General features: G+C 64.8%; 12 protein-coding genes and 1 riboswitch. Of the genes, 6 read left to right on the top strand and 6 right to left on the bottom strand.

What is annotated here, in order from left to right:
- Genes DOD19_RS22430 through DOD19_RS22420 form a run of 3 tightly spaced genes read right to left on the bottom strand, consistent with a single transcriptional unit; the run spans nucleotide 1 to nucleotide 7,676 of the window.
- Nucleotides 1-3,102 carry a multidrug efflux RND transporter permease subunit gene (locus tag DOD19_RS22430; protein ID WP_024978590.1) on the bottom strand — a complete coding sequence of 1,034 codons (3,102 nt, stop codon included), beginning with the start codon at nucleotides 3,100-3,102 and terminating at the stop codon, nucleotides 1-3.
- Nucleotides 3,099-6,233 carry an MdtB/MuxB family multidrug efflux RND transporter permease subunit gene (locus tag DOD19_RS22425; RefSeq protein ID WP_112188195.1) on the bottom strand — a complete coding sequence of 1,045 codons (3,135 nt, stop codon included), beginning with the start codon at nucleotides 6,231-6,233 and terminating at the stop codon, nucleotides 3,099-3,101. The genes DOD19_RS22430 and DOD19_RS22425 overlap by 4 nt, the downstream gene beginning before the upstream one ends.
- 57 nt (nucleotides 6,234-6,290) lie before the next feature.
- Nucleotides 6,291-7,676 carry an MdtA/MuxA family multidrug efflux RND transporter periplasmic adaptor subunit gene (locus DOD19_RS22420; RefSeq protein WP_024978592.1) on the bottom strand — a complete coding sequence of 462 codons (1,386 nt, stop codon included), beginning with the start codon at nucleotides 7,674-7,676 and terminating at the stop codon, nucleotides 6,291-6,293.
- A gap of 253 nt (nucleotides 7,677-7,929) precedes the next feature.
- Between DOD19_RS22420 and DOD19_RS22415 the strand changes: the two genes are divergently transcribed.
- The 3 genes from DOD19_RS22415 (at nucleotide 7,930) to DOD19_RS22405 (ending at nucleotide 10,491) form a co-directional block, all read left to right on the top strand.
- A complete protein-coding gene (locus tag DOD19_RS22415) occupies nucleotides 7,930-8,661 on the top strand; it encodes a response regulator (RefSeq protein ID WP_112188193.1) in 732 nt (243 codons plus the stop codon).
- On the top strand, nucleotides 8,645-9,931 hold the full coding sequence (locus DOD19_RS22410; protein ID WP_024978594.1) for an ATP-binding protein: 1,287 nt from the start codon (nucleotides 8,645-8,647) through the stop codon (nucleotides 9,929-9,931). Before DOD19_RS22415 ends, DOD19_RS22410 begins: the two co-directional genes overlap by 17 nt.
- A 119-nt stretch (nucleotides 9,932-10,050) precedes the next feature.
- Nucleotides 10,051-10,491 (top strand): DUF333 domain-containing protein, encoded by a 441-nt coding sequence (locus DOD19_RS22405; RefSeq protein WP_112188191.1) that lies wholly within the window; start codon nucleotides 10,051-10,053, stop codon nucleotides 10,489-10,491.
- 88 nt (nucleotides 10,492-10,579) lie between these two features.
- Here the strand turns inward: DOD19_RS22405 and DOD19_RS22400 are convergent, their stop codons facing one another.
- Nucleotides 10,580-12,274, bottom strand: a complete 1,695-nt coding sequence (locus tag DOD19_RS22400; protein ID WP_204360095.1) for a glycosyltransferase family 39 protein — start codon at nucleotides 12,272-12,274, stop codon at nucleotides 10,580-10,582.
- Between the two features lie 111 nt (nucleotides 12,275-12,385).
- On the opposite strand from DOD19_RS22400, the gene DOD19_RS27580 reads away from it, so the two are divergent.
- The 3 genes from DOD19_RS27580 (at nucleotide 12,386) to ribB (ending at nucleotide 15,001) form a co-directional block, all read left to right on the top strand.
- The gene (locus DOD19_RS27580) at nucleotides 12,386-12,559 is read left to right on the top strand and encodes a hypothetical protein (RefSeq protein WP_162634443.1); all 174 of its coding nucleotides are present in this window, start codon (nucleotides 12,386-12,388) and stop codon (nucleotides 12,557-12,559) included.
- Nucleotides 12,560-12,659: 100 nt separating this feature from the next.
- Nucleotides 12,660-13,883, top strand: coding sequence for a Zn-dependent hydrolase (locus DOD19_RS22395; protein ID WP_239498082.1), 1,224 nt, complete (start codon nucleotides 12,660-12,662; stop codon nucleotides 13,881-13,883).
- A gap of 100 nt (nucleotides 13,884-13,983) precedes the next feature.
- Nucleotides 13,984-14,139: riboswitch (FMN riboswitch) on the top strand.
- A 136-nt stretch (nucleotides 14,140-14,275) separates the two neighbouring features.
- The gene (gene ribB / locus DOD19_RS22390) at nucleotides 14,276-15,001 is read left to right on the top strand and encodes a 3,4-dihydroxy-2-butanone-4-phosphate synthase (protein WP_112188185.1); all 726 of its coding nucleotides are present in this window, start codon (nucleotides 14,276-14,278) and stop codon (nucleotides 14,999-15,001) included.
- Between the two features lie 36 nt (nucleotides 15,002-15,037).
- Here ribB and DOD19_RS22385 read toward each other — a convergent pair whose 3' ends face one another.
- Together DOD19_RS22385 and DOD19_RS22380 are read right to left on the bottom strand one after the other, a co-directional pair.
- Nucleotides 15,038-15,664, bottom strand: a complete 627-nt coding sequence (locus DOD19_RS22385) for a bifunctional 4-hydroxy-2-oxoglutarate aldolase/2-dehydro-3-deoxy-phosphogluconate aldolase (protein WP_024978599.1) — start codon at nucleotides 15,662-15,664, stop codon at nucleotides 15,038-15,040.
- Between the two features lie 34 nt (nucleotides 15,665-15,698).
- Nucleotides 15,699-17,051 (bottom strand): gluconate:H+ symporter, encoded by a 1,353-nt coding sequence (locus DOD19_RS22380; protein ID WP_112188183.1) that lies wholly within the window; start codon nucleotides 17,049-17,051, stop codon nucleotides 15,699-15,701.
- Nucleotides 17,052-17,118 lie beyond the last annotated feature (67 nt).

Genomic DNA, 17,118 nt, shown 5'->3' with positions numbered 1-17,118 from the left:
TCAGCTTCCTTGCGAATCCAATGCGGGCAGCGGTGTGTCCTTGGTGCGCCCGGCGCGACGCAGGCGCAGCCGGTCAAGCGCCAGGTAGACCACCGGCGTGGTGTAGAGCGTGAGGATCTGGCTGACCAGCAGCCCGCCAACGATAGAGATGCCCAGCGGCGTGCGCAGCTCCGCGCCGTCGCCATGGCCGAGCGCCAGGGGCAGGGCGCCCAGCAGCGCGGCCATCGTCGTCATCAAGATCGGTCGGAAGCGCAGCACGCAGGCGTGGAAGATCGCATCCGCAGGGCTCATGCCCTGGCTGCGCTCGGCCTCCAGCGCGAAGTCGATCATCATGATTGCGTTCTTCTTGACGATGCCGATGAGCAGAATCACGCCGATCAACGCGATGATCGAAAAGTCCGTATCAGTAATGATCAGCGCCAGCAGCGCCCCGACACCGGCCGAAGGCAGCGTCGACAGAATCGTGATGGGGTGCACGTAGCTCTCGTACAGCACGCCCAGCACGATGTAGATGGTGATGAGCGCAAACAGAATCAGCACGGGCTGGCTGGAGAGCGAATCCTGGAACGCCTTGGCGGTGCCCTGGAAACTGCCGTGCACGGAGGATGGCACGCCGATGCGGTTCATGGCGTCCTGAATGTCCTGCGTGGCACCCGACAGCGATGCCCCGGGGGCCAGGTTGAACGAGATCGTGCTCGCCGCGAATTGCCCCTGGTGGTTGACCGCCAGCGCCGTGTTGGTCGGCTCGTAGTGCGAGAAGGTCGACAGCGGCACCTGCGCACCTGTCGATGTGATGAGGTAAATGTCCCGCAGGCCGTCGGGGTTCTGCCAGTACTGCGGCGCGGCTTCCATCACCACGCGGTACTGGTTGAGCGGGTTGTAGATGGTCGACACCTGGCGCTGTCCGAACGCGTTGTTCAGCGCATTGTCGACATCGCTTGGGTTGATGCCGAGCGATTTCGCCTTGTCGCGGTCGATGACGAGGGAGGTCTGCAAGCCCTTGTCCTGCGTATCGGTGTTGACGTCTGTCAGCGATTTCACCTGCGTGAGTGCCTGCTTGATTTTCGGATCCCACGCGCGCAGCTCGTTCAGGTCATCGGCCTGCAACGTGTATTGGTACTGCGCATTGCTCGCCCGGCCCCCCACGCGGATGTCCTGTACCGATTGAAGGAACAGGCTCGCACCTGGCTCGCGCGCCAACTTGCCCCGCAGGCGATTGATCACCTGATCGGCAGAGAGTTTCCGCTCGGCCAATGGCTTGAGTTGGATGAACATGAAGCCGCTGTTACGCTGGCTGCCGCCTGTGAAGCCGACCACGTTTTCAACCGCAGGGTCTTGCTGAATGATGTGGATGAAATCGGTCACCTTCGTGCGCATGGCCTGGAACGAGATGGCCTGGTCTGCCTGGATGTTGCCGATCACGCGGCCTGTGTCCTGCTGGGGGAAGAACCCCTTGGGCACGATGATGTACAGATAGACGTTCAGGCAAACCGTCGCAAACAGGATCAGCAGCGTGAGCCAGCTGTGCCGCAGCGCCCACGCCAGCGAGTTGCGATAGATGTCGAGCAGGAAGGTGAAGAAGCCTTCGGTCTTGCGGTGGAACCAGCCGTGTTCTTCCTCGGCAGCGGGCTTGAGCAAGCGCGCACACATCATCGGTGTGGTGGTGAGTGACACCACTAGCGACACCAGGATGGCGACCGACAGCGTCACCGCAAATTCACGGAACAGCCGTCCCACGATGCCGCCCATCATCAGCAGCGGGATAAACACGGCAATCAGCGACAGGCTCATCGACACCACGGTAAAGCCGACCTCGCGCGCGCCCTTGAGTGCCGCCTGCATGGGCCGCATGCCGTTCTCGATGTGGCGCGAGACGTTCTCGAGCACGACGATGGCGTCGTCCACCACAAAGCCTGTCGCCACGGTCAAGGCCATCAGCGAAAGGTTGTCGAGGCTGTAGCCGCACAAGTACATCACCCCGAATGTGCCGATGAGCGAGACCGGCACCGCCACGCTCGGAATGAGCGTTGCCCGCACGTTGCGCAGGAACAGGAACACCACCATGATCACCAGCGCGATCGACAGCACCAGCGTGCGCTCCACATCCCTGAGCGAGGCGCGGATGGTGGGCGTGCGGTCCATCATCACATCGAGGTTGATCTGCGCGGGAATGGTGTTGCGCAGGTACGGCAGGATGTCGTTGATGCGGTCGACCGTGTCGATGATGTTGGCGCCCGGTTGCCGGCTGATGATGAGCAGCACCGATGGCTTGCCGTTGGCTGAGCCGTAGTTGCGAATGTCCTGCACGCTGTCACTGACGTCCGCCACGTCGGCCAGCCGCACCGGCGAGCCCTTGCGCCAGGCGACGATGAGCGACTGGTATTCGGCAGCCTTCTTGGCCTGGTCGTTGGCGTAGATGGTCCAGACGCGCTCGCCGGATTCCATCATGCCCTTGGGCTTGTTCGCGTTGGTGCTGGCGATGACGGTGCGCACGGTCTCCATCGAGATACCGTACTTGTTCAGTGCCATCGGATTCAGCTCCACCCGCACCGCCGGCAGCGACGCACCGCCGATGGTGACCTGGCCCACGCCGTTCACTTGCGACAGCTTCTGCGCAAGGATGGTCGAGGCCGCGTCGTACAGCTCGCCGCGCGACTTGGTGTCGGACGTCAGCCCCACGATCATGATCGGCGCATCGGCCGGATTGACCTTCCGATACGTCGGGTTGCTCGGCAAGCCCGAAGGCAGCAGGCTGCGCGACGCATTGATGGCAGCCTGCACGTCGCGCGCAGCGCCGTCGATGTCGCGCGACAGGTCAAACTGCAGCGTGATCCGCGACGAACCGAGCGAGCTGGACGAAGTCATCTCGGTAATGCCCGCGATGCGGCCGAGTGATCGCTCCAGTGGCGTCGCCACGGTAGCCGCCATCGTTTCGGGGCTGGCGCCCGGCAGCGATGCGTTGACCGAGATGGTCGGAAAGTCCACCTGCGGCAGCGGCGACACCGGCAGCAGGCGGAACGCCGCGATACCGGCCAACGCCACACCGATAGTCAGCAGCGCCGTCGCAACCGGCCGCGCGATGAAGGTGGCGGACAGATTCATCGCGGCCCGCCAGATTGGTTGGCGCCCGGAGCGCCGTGGCGTCGGGCAGCACGGCGCGCTCGCCAGTCACGCAGGCGTTCGCCCACGTTGTCGAAGGCCAGATAGATGACCGGCGTGGTGAACAGCGTCAGCACCTGGCTGACCAGCAGGCCGCCCACCATCGTGATCCCCAGCGGCTGGCGCAACTCGGAGCCCACGCCCGTGCCGAGCATCAGCGGCAGGGCACCCAGCAGGGCGGCCATGGTCGTCATCAGAATCGGACGGAAGCGTAGCAGGCACGCCTGGTAGATGGCGTCGCGCGGGGCCATCCCCTGCTCGCGCTCGGCCTCCAGCGCGAAGTCGATCATCATGATCGCGTTCTTCTTGACGATACCGATCAGCAGGATGATCCCGATGATCGCAATGATGCCCATGTCCTTGCCTGACACCAGCAGCGACAGCAGGGCACCCACGCCGGCCGACGGAAGCGTCGAGAGGATTGTCACCGGATGGATCGTGCTTTCGTACAACACGCCCAGCACGATGTACATCGTGATGACGGCTGCCAGGATCAGCCACAACTGATTCGACAGCGACGCACGGAACGCCAGTGCCGCACCCTGGAAACTTGTTTGCATGCTGGCAGGCAAGCCGATTTCCTGTTCGACGGCATTGATCGTGTCGACCGCCGCGCCCAGCGAAGCATGCGGCGCCAGGTTGAACGAAATGGTTGCCGCCGGGAATTGGCCCTGATGGTTCACCACCAGCGAGCCCGGTTGTTCCACCACCGTGGCAAACGCGCCCAACGGAATCTGTTGGCCGCTGCTCGATGCCACGTGCAGGTCATACAGCGATTGCGGCCCAAGCTGCATCTTCGGGTCCGTTTCGAGCACCACGCGGTACTGGTTCGATTGCGTGAAGATGGTCGAAATCAGGCGCTGGCCGTAGGCGCTGTACAGCACGCTGTCGACCGCCGCCATCGTGATGCCGTACACCGCCGCCTTGTCGCGGTCGACCTGCACGTAGGCGCGCAAGCCGTTGTCCTGCAAGTCGCTCGCCACGTCGCGCAGCTCGTTGGTCTGCTGCAGTCGTTCAACGAGTCTCGGCACCCACTTCGAGAGGTTGTTCGGGTCCGGATCTTCCACCGTGAACTGGTACTGCGTGCGGCTCACGCGGTCTTCAATCGTCAGGTCCTGCACCGGCTGCATGTACAGCGAGATACCCGCCACCTTGGCCAATTCGGGCTGCAGGCGCTGAATGATCTCGGTGGCGTCGGCGTCGCGTTTATCCTTCGGCTTGAGGTTGATCAGCATGCGCCCGCTGTTGAGCGTGGTGTTCACGCCATCCACGCCGATGAACGACGACAGGCTCTCGACCGCAGGGTCTTTCAGCACCACCTCGGCCAGCTTCTGCTGCCGTTCGGCCATGGCCGAGAACGAGATCGACTGCGATGCATCGGAAATGCCCTGGATCACGCCGGTGTCCTGCACGGGGAAGAACCCCTTGGGCACCACCACATACAGCAGGCCCGTCAGCACCAGCGTGCCGATGGCCACCAGCAGCGTGGTCTTCTGTCGGTCAAGCACCCATTGCAGCATGCGGCCGTACCGCGCGATGACGTTGTCGAAGAACGCGCCGGCAGCGTGATAGAAGCGCGATTGCTCGGCTTCGGGAATGTGCTTGAGCAAGCGCGCGCACATCATCGGCGTAAGCGTGAGCGACACCACGGCCGAGATCAGGATCGATACCGCCAGCGTGATTGCAAACTCGCGGAACAGCCGCCCAACCACGTCGCCCATGAACAGCAGCGGAATCAGCACGGCGATGAGCGAGAACGTCAGCGAGATGATCGTGAAGCCGATCTGCTTGGAGCCTTTGAGTGCGGCCTCCATCGGTGGGTCGCCCTCTTCGATGTAGCGGGCGATGTTTTCGATCATGACGATGGCATCGTCGACCACGAAGCCAGTGGCAATCGTGAGCGCCATCAGCGTGAGGTTGTTGATCGAAAACCCCGCCAGGTACATCACGCCGAACGTACCGACCAGCGACAGCGGCACCGCCACCGCCGGAATGACCGTGGCCGGCACGTTACGCAGGAACAGGAAGATCACCATCACGACCAGCGCCACGGCCAGCATCAGCTCGAACTGCACGTCCGATACCGAGGCGCGGATCGTCGTGGTGCGGTCGGTCAGCAGCGACACCTCAACGTTGCCGGGCAGCGTTTCTTTCAACTGTGGCAAAAGCGCCTTGGCACGGTTGACCACCTCGATCACGTTGGCGCCAGGCTGGCGCTGCACGTTCAGGATGATGGCGGGGGTGGTGTTGGACCACGCGGCCAGCTTGCTGTTTTCAGCGCCGTCAACGATCTGCGCAACGTCGGTCAGTCGGATGGGCGCGCCGTTCTTGTAGGCGACGATCATCTTGCCGTACTCGGCGGCTGACTTGAGTTGATCGTTGGCATCGATGGTGGAGGCGCGCATCGGGCCGTCGAAGCTGCCCTTGGCGCCATTCACGTTGGCGGTGCCGATGGCGGTGCGGATGTCATCGATCGACAGCCCGAGCGCGGCTAGCGCTGACGTATTGGCCTGGATGCGTACGGCCGGCCGCTGCCCGCCGCTGATGCTGACCAGGCCAATGCCCGGCAACTGCGATAGCTTTTGCGCGATGCGCGTGTCGACCAGGTCTTCCAGCTTGGGCAACGGCATCGTGTTGGAGGTGATCGCCAGCGTGAGGATCGGCGCGTCGGCCGGGTTCACCTTGCTGTAGATCGGCGGCATCGGCAGGTCGTTGGGCAGCAGGTTGCCGGCCGCGTTGATGGCCGCCTGTACCTCCTGCTCCGCAATGTCGAGCGAGAGGGACAGGTCAAACTGCAGCGTGATGACCGAGGCGCCGCCTGAGCTGGACGACGTCATCTGCTTCAAGCCCGGCATCTGCCCGAACTGCCGCTCCAGCGGTGCGGTGATGGACGACGTCATCACGTCGGGGCTGGCACCCGGGTACAGCGTCGTGACCTGGATGGTCGGGTAGTCGACCTCGGGCAGCGCAGAGAGCGGCAGCATCCGGTACGCCACCAGGCCCGAGAGCAGGATGGCGACCATCAACAGCGTGGTCGCCACGGGCCGGAGGATGAAGATTCGGGAGGGATTCATGCCAGCTCGGAACAGAAGACTTCGTCAGGCGAGTGCACGCAATGCACGACTCAGGGCTTACGGCTTGGCAGCCGGGGCACTCGCGGCGGGTGCCGAAGCGCCGCCCTGGCCACGGCGATGACGCCCGCCCTGGTGGGCCTGGCCGGCGGCGGGTGCGCTTGCGGCGGCGCCCGGCTGGATCACCTCCACCGGCGAGCCGTCGCGCAGCTTGTCGGCACCATCGATCACCACACGCTCGCCGGGCTGCAGGCCTTGCGCAACCGACACGCGTTCCCCTTCGGTCACGCCCAGCTTGACCACGCGCAGCGCCACCTTGTTGTCTTCGCCGACCACGTAGACGAAGGTGCCCTGCGTGCCGCGCTGGATAGCCGCGCCCGGCACGATCACCACGTCGCGTAGCGTATCCACCCGCATGCGCACGTTCACGAACTGGTTCGGGAACAGCATGGCGTTCTGATTCGGGAACTGCGCACGCAGCTTGACCGTACCGGTGGTGTTGTCGATGGTGTTGTCCACCGTCATGAGTACGCCGCGCGCGAGCTGCGTGGTCTGGCCGCGGTCCCAGGCTTCCACCGGCAGTTTGTCGCCGGACTGCAGGCGCGGCATGACCTTGGGCAGGTTGTCTTCAGGAATGGAATAGATGACGGTGATCGGGTCGATCTGCGTGATGACCACGATGCCGTTGGTGTCCGAGGCGTGCACGATGTTGCCCGGGTCCACCTGGCGCAGGCCAACCCGGCCAGACACCGGCGCGGTGATGCGCGTATAGGAAAGCTGCACGCGTGCGTTGTCAACGTTGCCCTGGTCCAGCTTGACCGTGCCGTCGTACTGGCGCACCAGCGCGGCCTGCGTGTCCACCTGCTGCTTGGAGATCGAATCCTGCGAGAGCAGCGTCTGATAGCGCTGCAGGTCGAGCTTGGCGTTTTGCAGCAGCGCCTGATCGCGCGCAAGCTGACCTTCCGCCTGGGCGAGCTGCGCCTGATAGGTACGCGGGTCAACCTCGGCAAGCAGGTCGCCGGCCCTGACGGTCTGCCCCTCGGTAAACGCCAGGCGCACGAGCTGGCCATCCACACGCGTCTTGACCGTCACGTTGTTGACCGGCGTGACATTGCCCAGCGCCGACAGCACCACGTTGATGTCGCCTTTGACGGCCGTGCCGACCATCACCGGCATCGGCTTGCCCGCCATGGCCGCCCCGCGCCCACCGGGGCCACCTCGCCCTGCCGGGCCGCCCGCATTGCGGTACTTCGCGTGGTAGACCGCATAGCCGATCAGCACCAGGATAATGATCACCACCCAGATGCCCCAGCGGCGGCCCTTGCCACCCTCGCGCGGGGGCGGCAGCAGCGTCGAAGACACCTCGTTGGGCGTCTCCTTCCCCTCGTGCGTACGGCGGCCGGCGTCGTCAAACTGGCCGGGCTTCTGGTCCTTGGGATCGGACATGTTGGCGTTCCTGTTCTTAGCAATATGGGGACGAGCGCACATCATAGCTGGCGCCCGTGCCAGTCAGACCGCAGCTTAAAGGCAACGCCTTTGCGCAGAATGAGTCGCGCAGCGGGTTCTATTACGGCAGATTACAAACCCATTGCGGTGTTACCGGGCGAAACAATATGGTGAAAGTGCGCGCGATTCGTGGTGGCCACAATCGCTATCATGAGCACACCTTCCTGCGCATACCAGACACTCCACCAGACAGATGAGCGGCACCAAGATCCTGGTCGTCGATGACGACGTCGAACTGCGCGACCTTCTGCGCGAATACCTGACCCAGCAGGGTTTTGCCGTTTCCGTGCTGCACGACGGCGATGGGCTGGGCGCCCGGCTCGAACGGGAGCGCCCCGCACTCGTCGTGCTCGACCTGATGATGCCCAAGGTGGATGGCCTGTCCGCCCTGCGCGACCTGCGTGCCCGCAACGACGACGTGCCCGTCATCCTGCTCACCGCCCGCAGCGACGAGATCGATCGCATCATCGGCCTGGAAATCGGCGCCGACGACTATCTCGGCAAGCCGTTCTCGCCGCGCGAGCTGCTCGCCCGCATCAACGCGGTGCTGCGCCGGCGCCTGGCCGTGCCGGCATCGGCTCCGGAAGACCGCGACAGCTTCAGCTTCGGCCCGTTCAAGCTCAACTTCCGCATGCGCACGCTGTTTCGCGGCGACAACGCACTCTCCATCAGCGATACCGAATTCGCGCTGCTCAAGCTGCTGATCGGGCATGCGATGCAGGTGCTCACGCGCGAGCACATCGTCGAGCTGATGTACGGGCCGGGCAGCGGCGTGTCCGACCGGGGCATCGATGTGCAGATCTGGCGCCTGCGCCGCGTGCTGGAGGAAGACGCGCAGCGCCCGCGGTACATCCAGACCGTGCGCGGCCGCGGCTACACCTTCGTGCCGGACGAGCGGGAAGAGGTCAATGAAGTTCAAGGCTAGATTCGACACGCTGTTCGGCCGGCTGGCGGTGCTGATCGTGGTGGTGCTGGTGCTCAGCCATTTCTCATGGCTGGGCGTGCTGCGCGCGGAGCGGCGCGAGCGGCAGTTCCAGGCTTCGGTGGATCAGATGGCGTTCCAGTTGCAGGCCTTCCAGGCAGCGATGGATGGTCATCTGAAGGTCAAACTCCCTGACCTCGTGACCGAAACCGCTGAGCCGCCTTCGGGCGACGCGTCGTCGGCATCTGACAAATCTGCGGAATTGGTGCGACAGCTTGCGCGCCGTTTGCCATCCGACACGCAGTTGCGGCTCGAAGCGGGCCCCACGCCCCGCGTGTTCGTGCGCTTTCCGCAGCGCAACAAGTGGATCGCCATGCCGCTGGTGTGGGTGCATGCGCCGCCCACCATCTCGGCCGTTGTGCCGGGCGTGATGGTGGTGCTGGCGATTGCCATTGCGTTCTCGCTGTTTGCGGCGTGGCAGATTCAGCGCCCCGTGCGCGAGCTGGCCGATGCGGCCGGTGCGCTGGCCCGGCGTCGTTACGTGGCCCCCCTTAAGGAGCGCGGCCCGTACGAACTCCGCCAGTTGACCGATCAGTTCAACCATATGGCTGCTGACCTGTCGGCCGCCGACGAAGAGCGCAACACCATGCTGGCCGGCATTGCGCACGACCTGAAGACGCCGCTGTCACGCCTGCGCCTGCGCGCCGAAATGCTGGCCGACCAGAAAGCAGGCGCCGGTATCGAACGCGACGTTGAATCCATGTCGGCCATCGTCGAACAGTTTCTCGCCTATGCGCAAAGCGGCGATAGCGAGGCGCGCGAGGTGTCGGTCGACCGCCATCTGCGCGGCCTGGTGCAGCCGTTTGCCGAGCAGGGTAAGCATGTCGCGCTCGATCTGCATGCGGGAGACCGCTTCCGCCTCAAGCCGACGCATCTGGAGCGCATCGTCGTCAACCTGCTCGACAACGCGTTCGCGTATGGCGCCGAGCCTGTCAACATCCGCACCACGGTGGATGAAACCGGCTACACGCTGACGGTGGAAGACCATGGCGCGGGCATCCCCGTTGCCGACTTTGACCGCGTCATGCGGCCCTTTGTGCGCCTGGACCCGGCGCGCGGCGGCAATGCGCATTGCGGGCTCGGCCTGGCAATCGTCGATCGGCTGGTGCGTCACCTGGGCGGTGAGCTCGCGGTCGGGCCGTCGGCTGCGGACGCGCCATCGCCGGGTTTTCGCATCACCATGCGGTTTCCGGTCTCAACAGCGGCGGCTTGATCGCCCGATCGCCCGACCGATTGCCCGACTGACACACGGGCAAGCGATTGCGTGAGCTATCCTAGGCGAGGCAAGCACGCTTGTTGCGTGCGTTCACCAGAACTCCGGGAGGAAAACGCATGAATCGCGCTGTCTGTCTCGTCAAGGATGCTGGCCAGGCCCGCATGGCCGCCGCCGTTGCCGCGTGTGTGCTGGCGATGGGCTTGGCGGCCTGCTCGTCGCCGATGCCTCCGTGGCAGCCGCCGCGCATGACCATCCAGCCCGCGCCACCGCCTGTGCCTGCACCGGCACCCGCGCCGGTGACCACGCTGCCGCCGTCCCCGGCCATGCAGCCGGCGCCGTCTCAGCCGCCGGCCTACGCCCCACCGCCTGCCGCAGACACGGAACCCCCGCGCGCAACGCCAGGCATGGCGAATCCGGCATCCACGTATTGCCTGCAGCGCGGAGGTCAACTTGAATTTTCCACCCGTGCCAACGGCGCTGACGTGGGAACCTGCGTCAGCCCTGGCGGGGATGAATGCGAGGAATGGGCGTTCCTGCGCGGAAGTTGTACGTGGTAAGTGCGGGCAGTTGCCGCAGGCAATGAAAAAGGGCCGCAGATGTTGCGGCCCTTTTTGTTTGGAGGAGGCGAATGGTTTGGAGATGCGCTTACCGCCGCGCCACCACCACCTTGTCGGCAGATTCGGCCACCAGGCGCATCGGCACACCGGCGGCTTGGAGTTTCTGCCACGTGGTGCGGCGCATGAATGCGTAGGCGGGTGGCCCGTCGGTCCAGCGCTTGATCCATTCGTCTGTGGTGGCAACGACCTTGCTCGGCTCCAGGCCGGCGCCCATTTCCAGTTCGTCAAAGCCCGAGACCAGTGTCATTGGGCGACCGAGGTAGTAGATAGCTGTCTGATCTAGCCACTCGACCGAGTAGAACGGCGTCTCGGCAGGAATCTGGCCCGTCGCGCTCAGCGTCTTTTCGATGACGTCGCGGGCAGACAGTGCGTCGCGGAAGATCTCGCTGGCGTTGAGCACGCGGTCCCAGCAGAGCAGGGCGGAGATCGACAGCACGATCACGGCCACGGTGCGCCTTTGCCAGCGCAGCGCCACAAGTGCAGCCAGCGTGCCGACGGCCAGCATGGCCATCACCTGACGTAACGCAGGCATGGCCAGCGCAACCTGTTCGGCGGGCATCTTCGCGCCGGCCTTGGCGCCGATCATCGGCACCGCAAACCACAGGCCGACAGCGATCATCAGATTGACGCCCAGCGACCACGCAACGGCGCGCGTGGGCATCTTCTCCAGCGCCAAAGCCAGCGCAATCGCCAGCGCAGGGAAGGCCGGCACGATGTAGCCCGGCAGCTTCGAGTTGGATACCGAGAAGAACAGGAAAATCATCCCCGCCCACGCAATCGACCAGCGCATCAGGTCAAACTGTCGCGTGCCAACGAAGAGATCGGCCACGCGCCCCATGCGCCGGCCGATGGCCGCAAACAACAGGGGCGTCCACGGCAGCAGCCCAGCCAGGCCCACCGCAATGAAGTACCACCACTTGCCGCTGCGATGGTGCTCGTTGGTCAGGAAGCGCTCGAAATGCTCGTGGATGAAGAAGAAATGGAAGAACTCGGGGTTGCGCTCCTGCACGACGACGAACCATGGCACCGTGGCGATCAGGTACAGCGCAAGGCCGGGTAGCCAATGCATGCGGCGGATCAGTGCCCAGTCCCGCGTCATCAGCAGGTAGGCCACGCCGATCAAGCCCGGGACGACCAGCCCGATCAAGCCCTTGGTGAGTGTCGCGCCCGCCAGCGCCAGCCAGACCACCAGCATCCAAGCGAGCTGCCCGCGACGCGATGCACCGGGCCGCTGGGCCAACGCAAAACCGCACGCACCGACGGTCAGGAAGAAGCCCACGCCCATGTCGAGCGTGATGACTTGGCCGAACAGCAGATACAGCAGCGATGAGGCGAGAATCGCCGCACCGGTTGCCGCCGCGCGCCCACCGCGATAGACCGCCAGCGTCCAGGCCGTCATCAGGATGCCGCCCAGGCCGAACAGCACCGGCCACAGGCGCGCACCCCAGGCATTGACGCCGAATGCCTGGAACGTGGCGGCCGTCGTCCAGTACTGCAGGGGCGGCTTCTCGAAGTATTTGAGGTCGTTTAGGCGCGGAGTCACCCAATCGCCCGAGACCACCATCTCGCGCGGGATCTCCGCATAGCGGCCTTCATCTGGCCGGAAGAGGGTGGAACGTTGGAACAGGTCATCCGTCCACAGCGCGAGGAATACGGCGATGAGCGCGATGACAATCAGCGCCATCCATGGCGAGCGGCGGGAAGAAACGAGGCGGGATTCCATGCTGGGGTGAACTTCGCGGGCACGGTCGGAAAGGGGGGATTCTAGTCGATGCCGGATTAGCGGATGGTTAGCCCGGCCAAATGTCCAGACTCTGCCCCTGACCTGCTGCGCATGTTTCTCGCCATCGACGTGCCATTGATCGGCCGCCAGGCCACCGCCATTCACATCATGCGCGCGGGCGAAGAAGTCCGCCGATTGCCGTTGAGCTCTACAGAGCCATTTCCCGCCGGTCGCAGCAACGACGGAATGCACGCATCGCGCCAGCCGTATTTGCCCGATTTATAGCCCGAATAAAGATTCGCAATTTGACGCGCATTTTGCGATTGCCAGATAAAGACGGCTGGATGCGCCGAGCCGGTCGGCGTGCATGCAAAGGAATGGAGACATGTTGAAGGTCAACGGGGCGCGGCTGTGGTCGAGCCTGATGGAAATGGCAGCTGTTGGGGGCACGTTCAAGGGCGGCGTGCGGCGCCTCGCGCTGACGAAAGAAGACGCCGCTGGGCGCGCGCTGTTTGCGCGCTGGTGCGAAGACGCGGGCATGACGCTCAGCACCGACCGCGTCGGCAATCTGTTCGCACGCCGCGCCGGCAAGTCCGCCGAAGCCCGCGCTGTGGCGAGCGGCAGCCATCTCGACACGCAGCCCGAAGGCGGGCGCTTTGATGGCGTCTACGGCGTGCTGGCCGCGCTGGAAGTCGTGCGCACGCTCAACGACGCGGGCATCGAAACGGACAAGCCCATCGAGATCGTTGTGTGGACCAACGAGGAGGGGGCGCGCTTCACGCCCGCCATGTTGGGCTCTGCCGCATTTGCGGGTGTGATGCCGCTGGAACAGGCGCTGGCCTCGCGTGATGCGCAGGGCGTCTCCGTGGCCGATGCGCTGGCGGCGACCGGCTACGCAGGCGAACGCGCCATTCCCGGTGTGCCGTTCGACGCGTATTTCGAGGCGCATATCGAGCAAGGCCCGATCCTGGAAGAGAACGGCGTGCCGATTGGCGTCGTTACCGGCGGGCAGGCGATCCGCTGGCTCGATGTGCGTGTGCAGGGCCAGGCGGCGCATGCGGGCACCACGCCAATGCGCTTCCGGCGCGATGCGATGTTCGCGGCCGCTGAGATGGCGGCCTCGCTGGAAACGCTGGTCGAGATGTTTGCCCCGCATGGTCTGGTGACCATTGGCGAAGTCGGTATCCGCAATGCCTCGCGCAACACCATCGCCGCCGATCTCACCTTCACGGTGGACTTGCGTCACCACGAAGACGCCCGCATCGCCGAGATGGAAACCGCGCTGCGTGAGCGTTTTGCCGCCATTGCCGAGCGCCGTGGCCTGGCCGTGCAGATCGACCAGCATTGGGTCAGCCCGGCCACGCTGTTCGACGCGGCCTGCGTGAAGGCGGTGGCCGATGCGGTGGAAGCACTCGACTACCCGCACCAGCGCATCGTGAGTGGCGCCGGGCACGACGCCATCCACATCGCTAAACATTGCCCGACGGCGATGATCTTCATCCCGTGCGTCAACGGTCTGAGCCACAACGAAGCCGAAGACGCGCTGCCCGAAGATGTGACGCGCGGCGCCGATGTGCTGCTGCATGCCATGCTGGCCCGGGCGCAGTGAACGAGATAGCGAGATAGCACTTTGCCCGCCCCGTCAGTAGGGTCGAATCGTTGCAACTTGTTGCGGTAGCATTGCGCTTGCCGGCGATCCTGCCGGTTCAGTACGTCTTCAGGGCGGGGTGGAATTCCCCACCGGCGGTAGGCGGACCGTGCGTCCGTGAGCCCGCGAGCGCCTTGCATGCGCCTGCATGCAAGGGTCAGCAGATCCGGTGAGATGCCGGGGCCGACGGTCAGAGTCCGGATGGAAGAAGATGTGCGGAACAACACGCCCGTGCGACAGGGGCGCGCTTGGCTTTGCGCCGGGCTGCGCCGGGCTGCGCCGCTGCATGGCGCGCGCGTGTTTGTCTGCTTGCCCTGGAACGTCTTGTCGCCAATCTTGCGAGGAGCGTTTCCATGTTGTCCACTCAGCAATCCCCTGTAGTTCACCCGCCCGCATTGCCTGCCCGCAATGTGATGCTTGACGCCATCGACGCCCGCTTTGATCCGGCCGACATGCCCGCGCGCATGGCCGCTGCGCTTGATGCGGTGCGGCTGGGCGTGCCCGTTGTCGTGCTCGACGATGCCGACCGCGAGAACGAGGCCGACCTCATCGTCGCTGCCGACAGGCTCACGCAGGCCAGCATGGCCATGCTCATTCGCGAGTGCAGCGGCATCGTCTGCCTGTGCCTGACGGCGGAGAAGAGCGCATCGCTCGGCTTGCGCCCGATGGTGGAAGACAACCGCAGCCAGTACGGCACGGCGTTCACGGTGTCGATCGAGGCACGCACGGGCGTCAGTACCGGCGTGTCAGCGGCGGACCGCATCACGACCATCCGCGCAGCCATTGCGGACGACGCCGATACGCAATCGGTCGTCAGCCCCGGGCATGTGTTTCCGCTGGTGGCTAAGGAGGGTGGTGTATTGGCGCGGCGCGGTCATACCGAGGGCTCGGTCGACCTGGCACGCCTGGCGGGCCTGCCGCCGGCTGCCGTGCTATGCGAGTTGATGCTGCCCGACGGCACCATGGCGCGCCGGGACGACGCGGTGCGTTTCGCTGATCAGCACAACCTGCCGGTGCTGACCATTGAAGACATCGTTCAATACCGGGAGCAGATGGAGCGCGCGGTCAGCTTCGTCTAACGCCAAAGCCGGCCGCGCGAAAGGGGCGAGGTTGACTTACCGCTTGAGCGCGGCCGCTTCCTTTGCGAGCGCCGTGATGCCTGCCCAGTCGCCGGCAGCGACCTTGTCCTTGGGCACCATCCACGAGCCGCCTACGCACACCACGTTGGGCAGCGCGAGGTAGTCGGGCGCGCTTTGCGGCGTGATGCCGCCGGTTGGGCAGAAACGCACATCGCCGAACGGTCCGTAGATCGACTTGAGCATCGGGATGCCGCCCGCCGCTTCGGCCGGGAAGAACTTGAGCGTGTTCAGGCCGAACTCCAGTGCCAGGATCAGCTCGGACGGCGTAGCGATGCCCGGCAGCCAGTCCAGTTCTGTCTTGGCTTGTGCCACGGCCAACATGGGCGTAATGCCTGGCGACACCGCGAACACCGCACCGGCATCCTTCGCCTGCTGGAAATGCTCCGGCCGCGTGAGCGTGCCGGCACCGACGATGGCATCGCTGCCCAGGTCATTCACCACCGCACGGATCACATCCAGCGCCACCGGCGTGCGCATCGTGATCTCGAACGTGCGGATACCGCCCTCGTACAGCGCGCGGCACACCTTGACGCCTTCATCGACAGATTGGAACTGCAGCACCGGGATGACCGGGCCGGCCTTGACGACGGAATCGATACCCACAACGTTCTCCTAGATCAACTTCAACGGAACAAGCTTAAGCGACGGTCGCCAGCGCAAGCGTGAGCAGCAGCGCGACGATCGAGATGATGGTTTCCAGCACCGTCCATGTCTTGAAGGTCTGCGGCACGGTCAGGTTGAAATACTCTTTCACCAGCCAGAAGCCGCCGTCGTTCACGTGCGACAGGATCAGCGACCCGGCGCCGGTGGCCAGCACCATCAGCTCCGGCTTGACGGCGGCGCCCGAGGCTGCGGCGATCGGGGCCACGATGCCGCAGGCGGTCGTCATTGCAACAGTGGCCGAACCCGTGGCGATACGGATCAGCACAGCCACCACCCAGCCCAGCAGCAGCGGCGACAGATGGGCATCGGTGGCGACAGCCACGATGGCCTTCGACACGCCCGAGTCACGCAGGATCTGGCCGAAACCGCCGCCCGCGCCCACCACCAGCGTGATCGTGGCGATCGGTGCCAGGCACTCGTTGGTGAACTTGAGGATGGTCTCGCGGTTGAAGCCGCGTGCCTTGCCGAACGTGTAGAAGCTCACGATGGCAGCAATCAGCAGGGCCATCACCGAGTTGCCTGCCAGCTTGAGAATGTCGTTCGCCAGCGTCTTGGGCGCGGCGATCAGGTCGGCCCAGCTGCCGATCAGCATCAGCACCACCGGCAGCAGGATCGTGAACAGCGTCACGCCAAAGCCCGGCAGTTCGCGCTTCTGGTCGGCTTCAACAAATTGCGCGGCCAGCGGGTTGTTCTCGTCCGGCTTGACGTAGCGCGAGACCAGCATTGCCCACAGCGGACCAGCCAGGATGGCCGTCGGCAGGCCGACGATCAGCGCATACATGATGGTCTTGCCGATGTCGGCCTGGTAAGCCGTCACCGCCAGCAGCGCGGCCGGGTGCGGGGGGATCAGGCCGTGCACCACCGACAGGCCGGCCACCATCGGCAGGCCGACCATCAGGATCGGCGTGCCCGTACGCTTGGCCACGTTGAAGGCAATCGGGATCAGCAGCACGAAACCGACTTCAAAGAACACCGGCAAACCGATGATGAACGCCACGACCATCATGGCCCAGTGCGCGTTTTTCTCGCCAAAGGCACTGATGAGCGTTTTGGCAATGCGCTCGGCACCCCCGGATTCCGCCATCATCTTGCCGAGCATCGTCCCGAGGCCCACCACCAGCGCAATGTGGCCGAGGGTGCCGCCCACACCGGTTTCGAACGCCTTGACGATATTGCCCATCGGCATGCCGACCACCACGCCCAGCGCGAGCGAGACGACGATCAGCGTGACGAACGGGTTCAGTTTCTGGACTGCAATCAGGTAGATCAGCGCAACCACCGCCAGCGCGGCGGTCAGCAATAGCGAGTTGCCTTGCATCGGGACCATCGGGTTTCCTCCTCAGGGATATTCACGGCTCTTGTTGTCGTGGGCGCGCCGTTGTGCGGGCGCCCGT

Source organism: Ralstonia sp. GX3-BWBA (genome assembly GCF_003290055.1).
GTDB classification, from domain to species: Bacteria; Pseudomonadota; Gammaproteobacteria; order Burkholderiales; family Burkholderiaceae; genus Ralstonia; species Ralstonia holmesii.
Note: the sequence above shows the minus strand (reverse complement) of the source record. Positions and strands in the feature narration are given on the sequence as shown.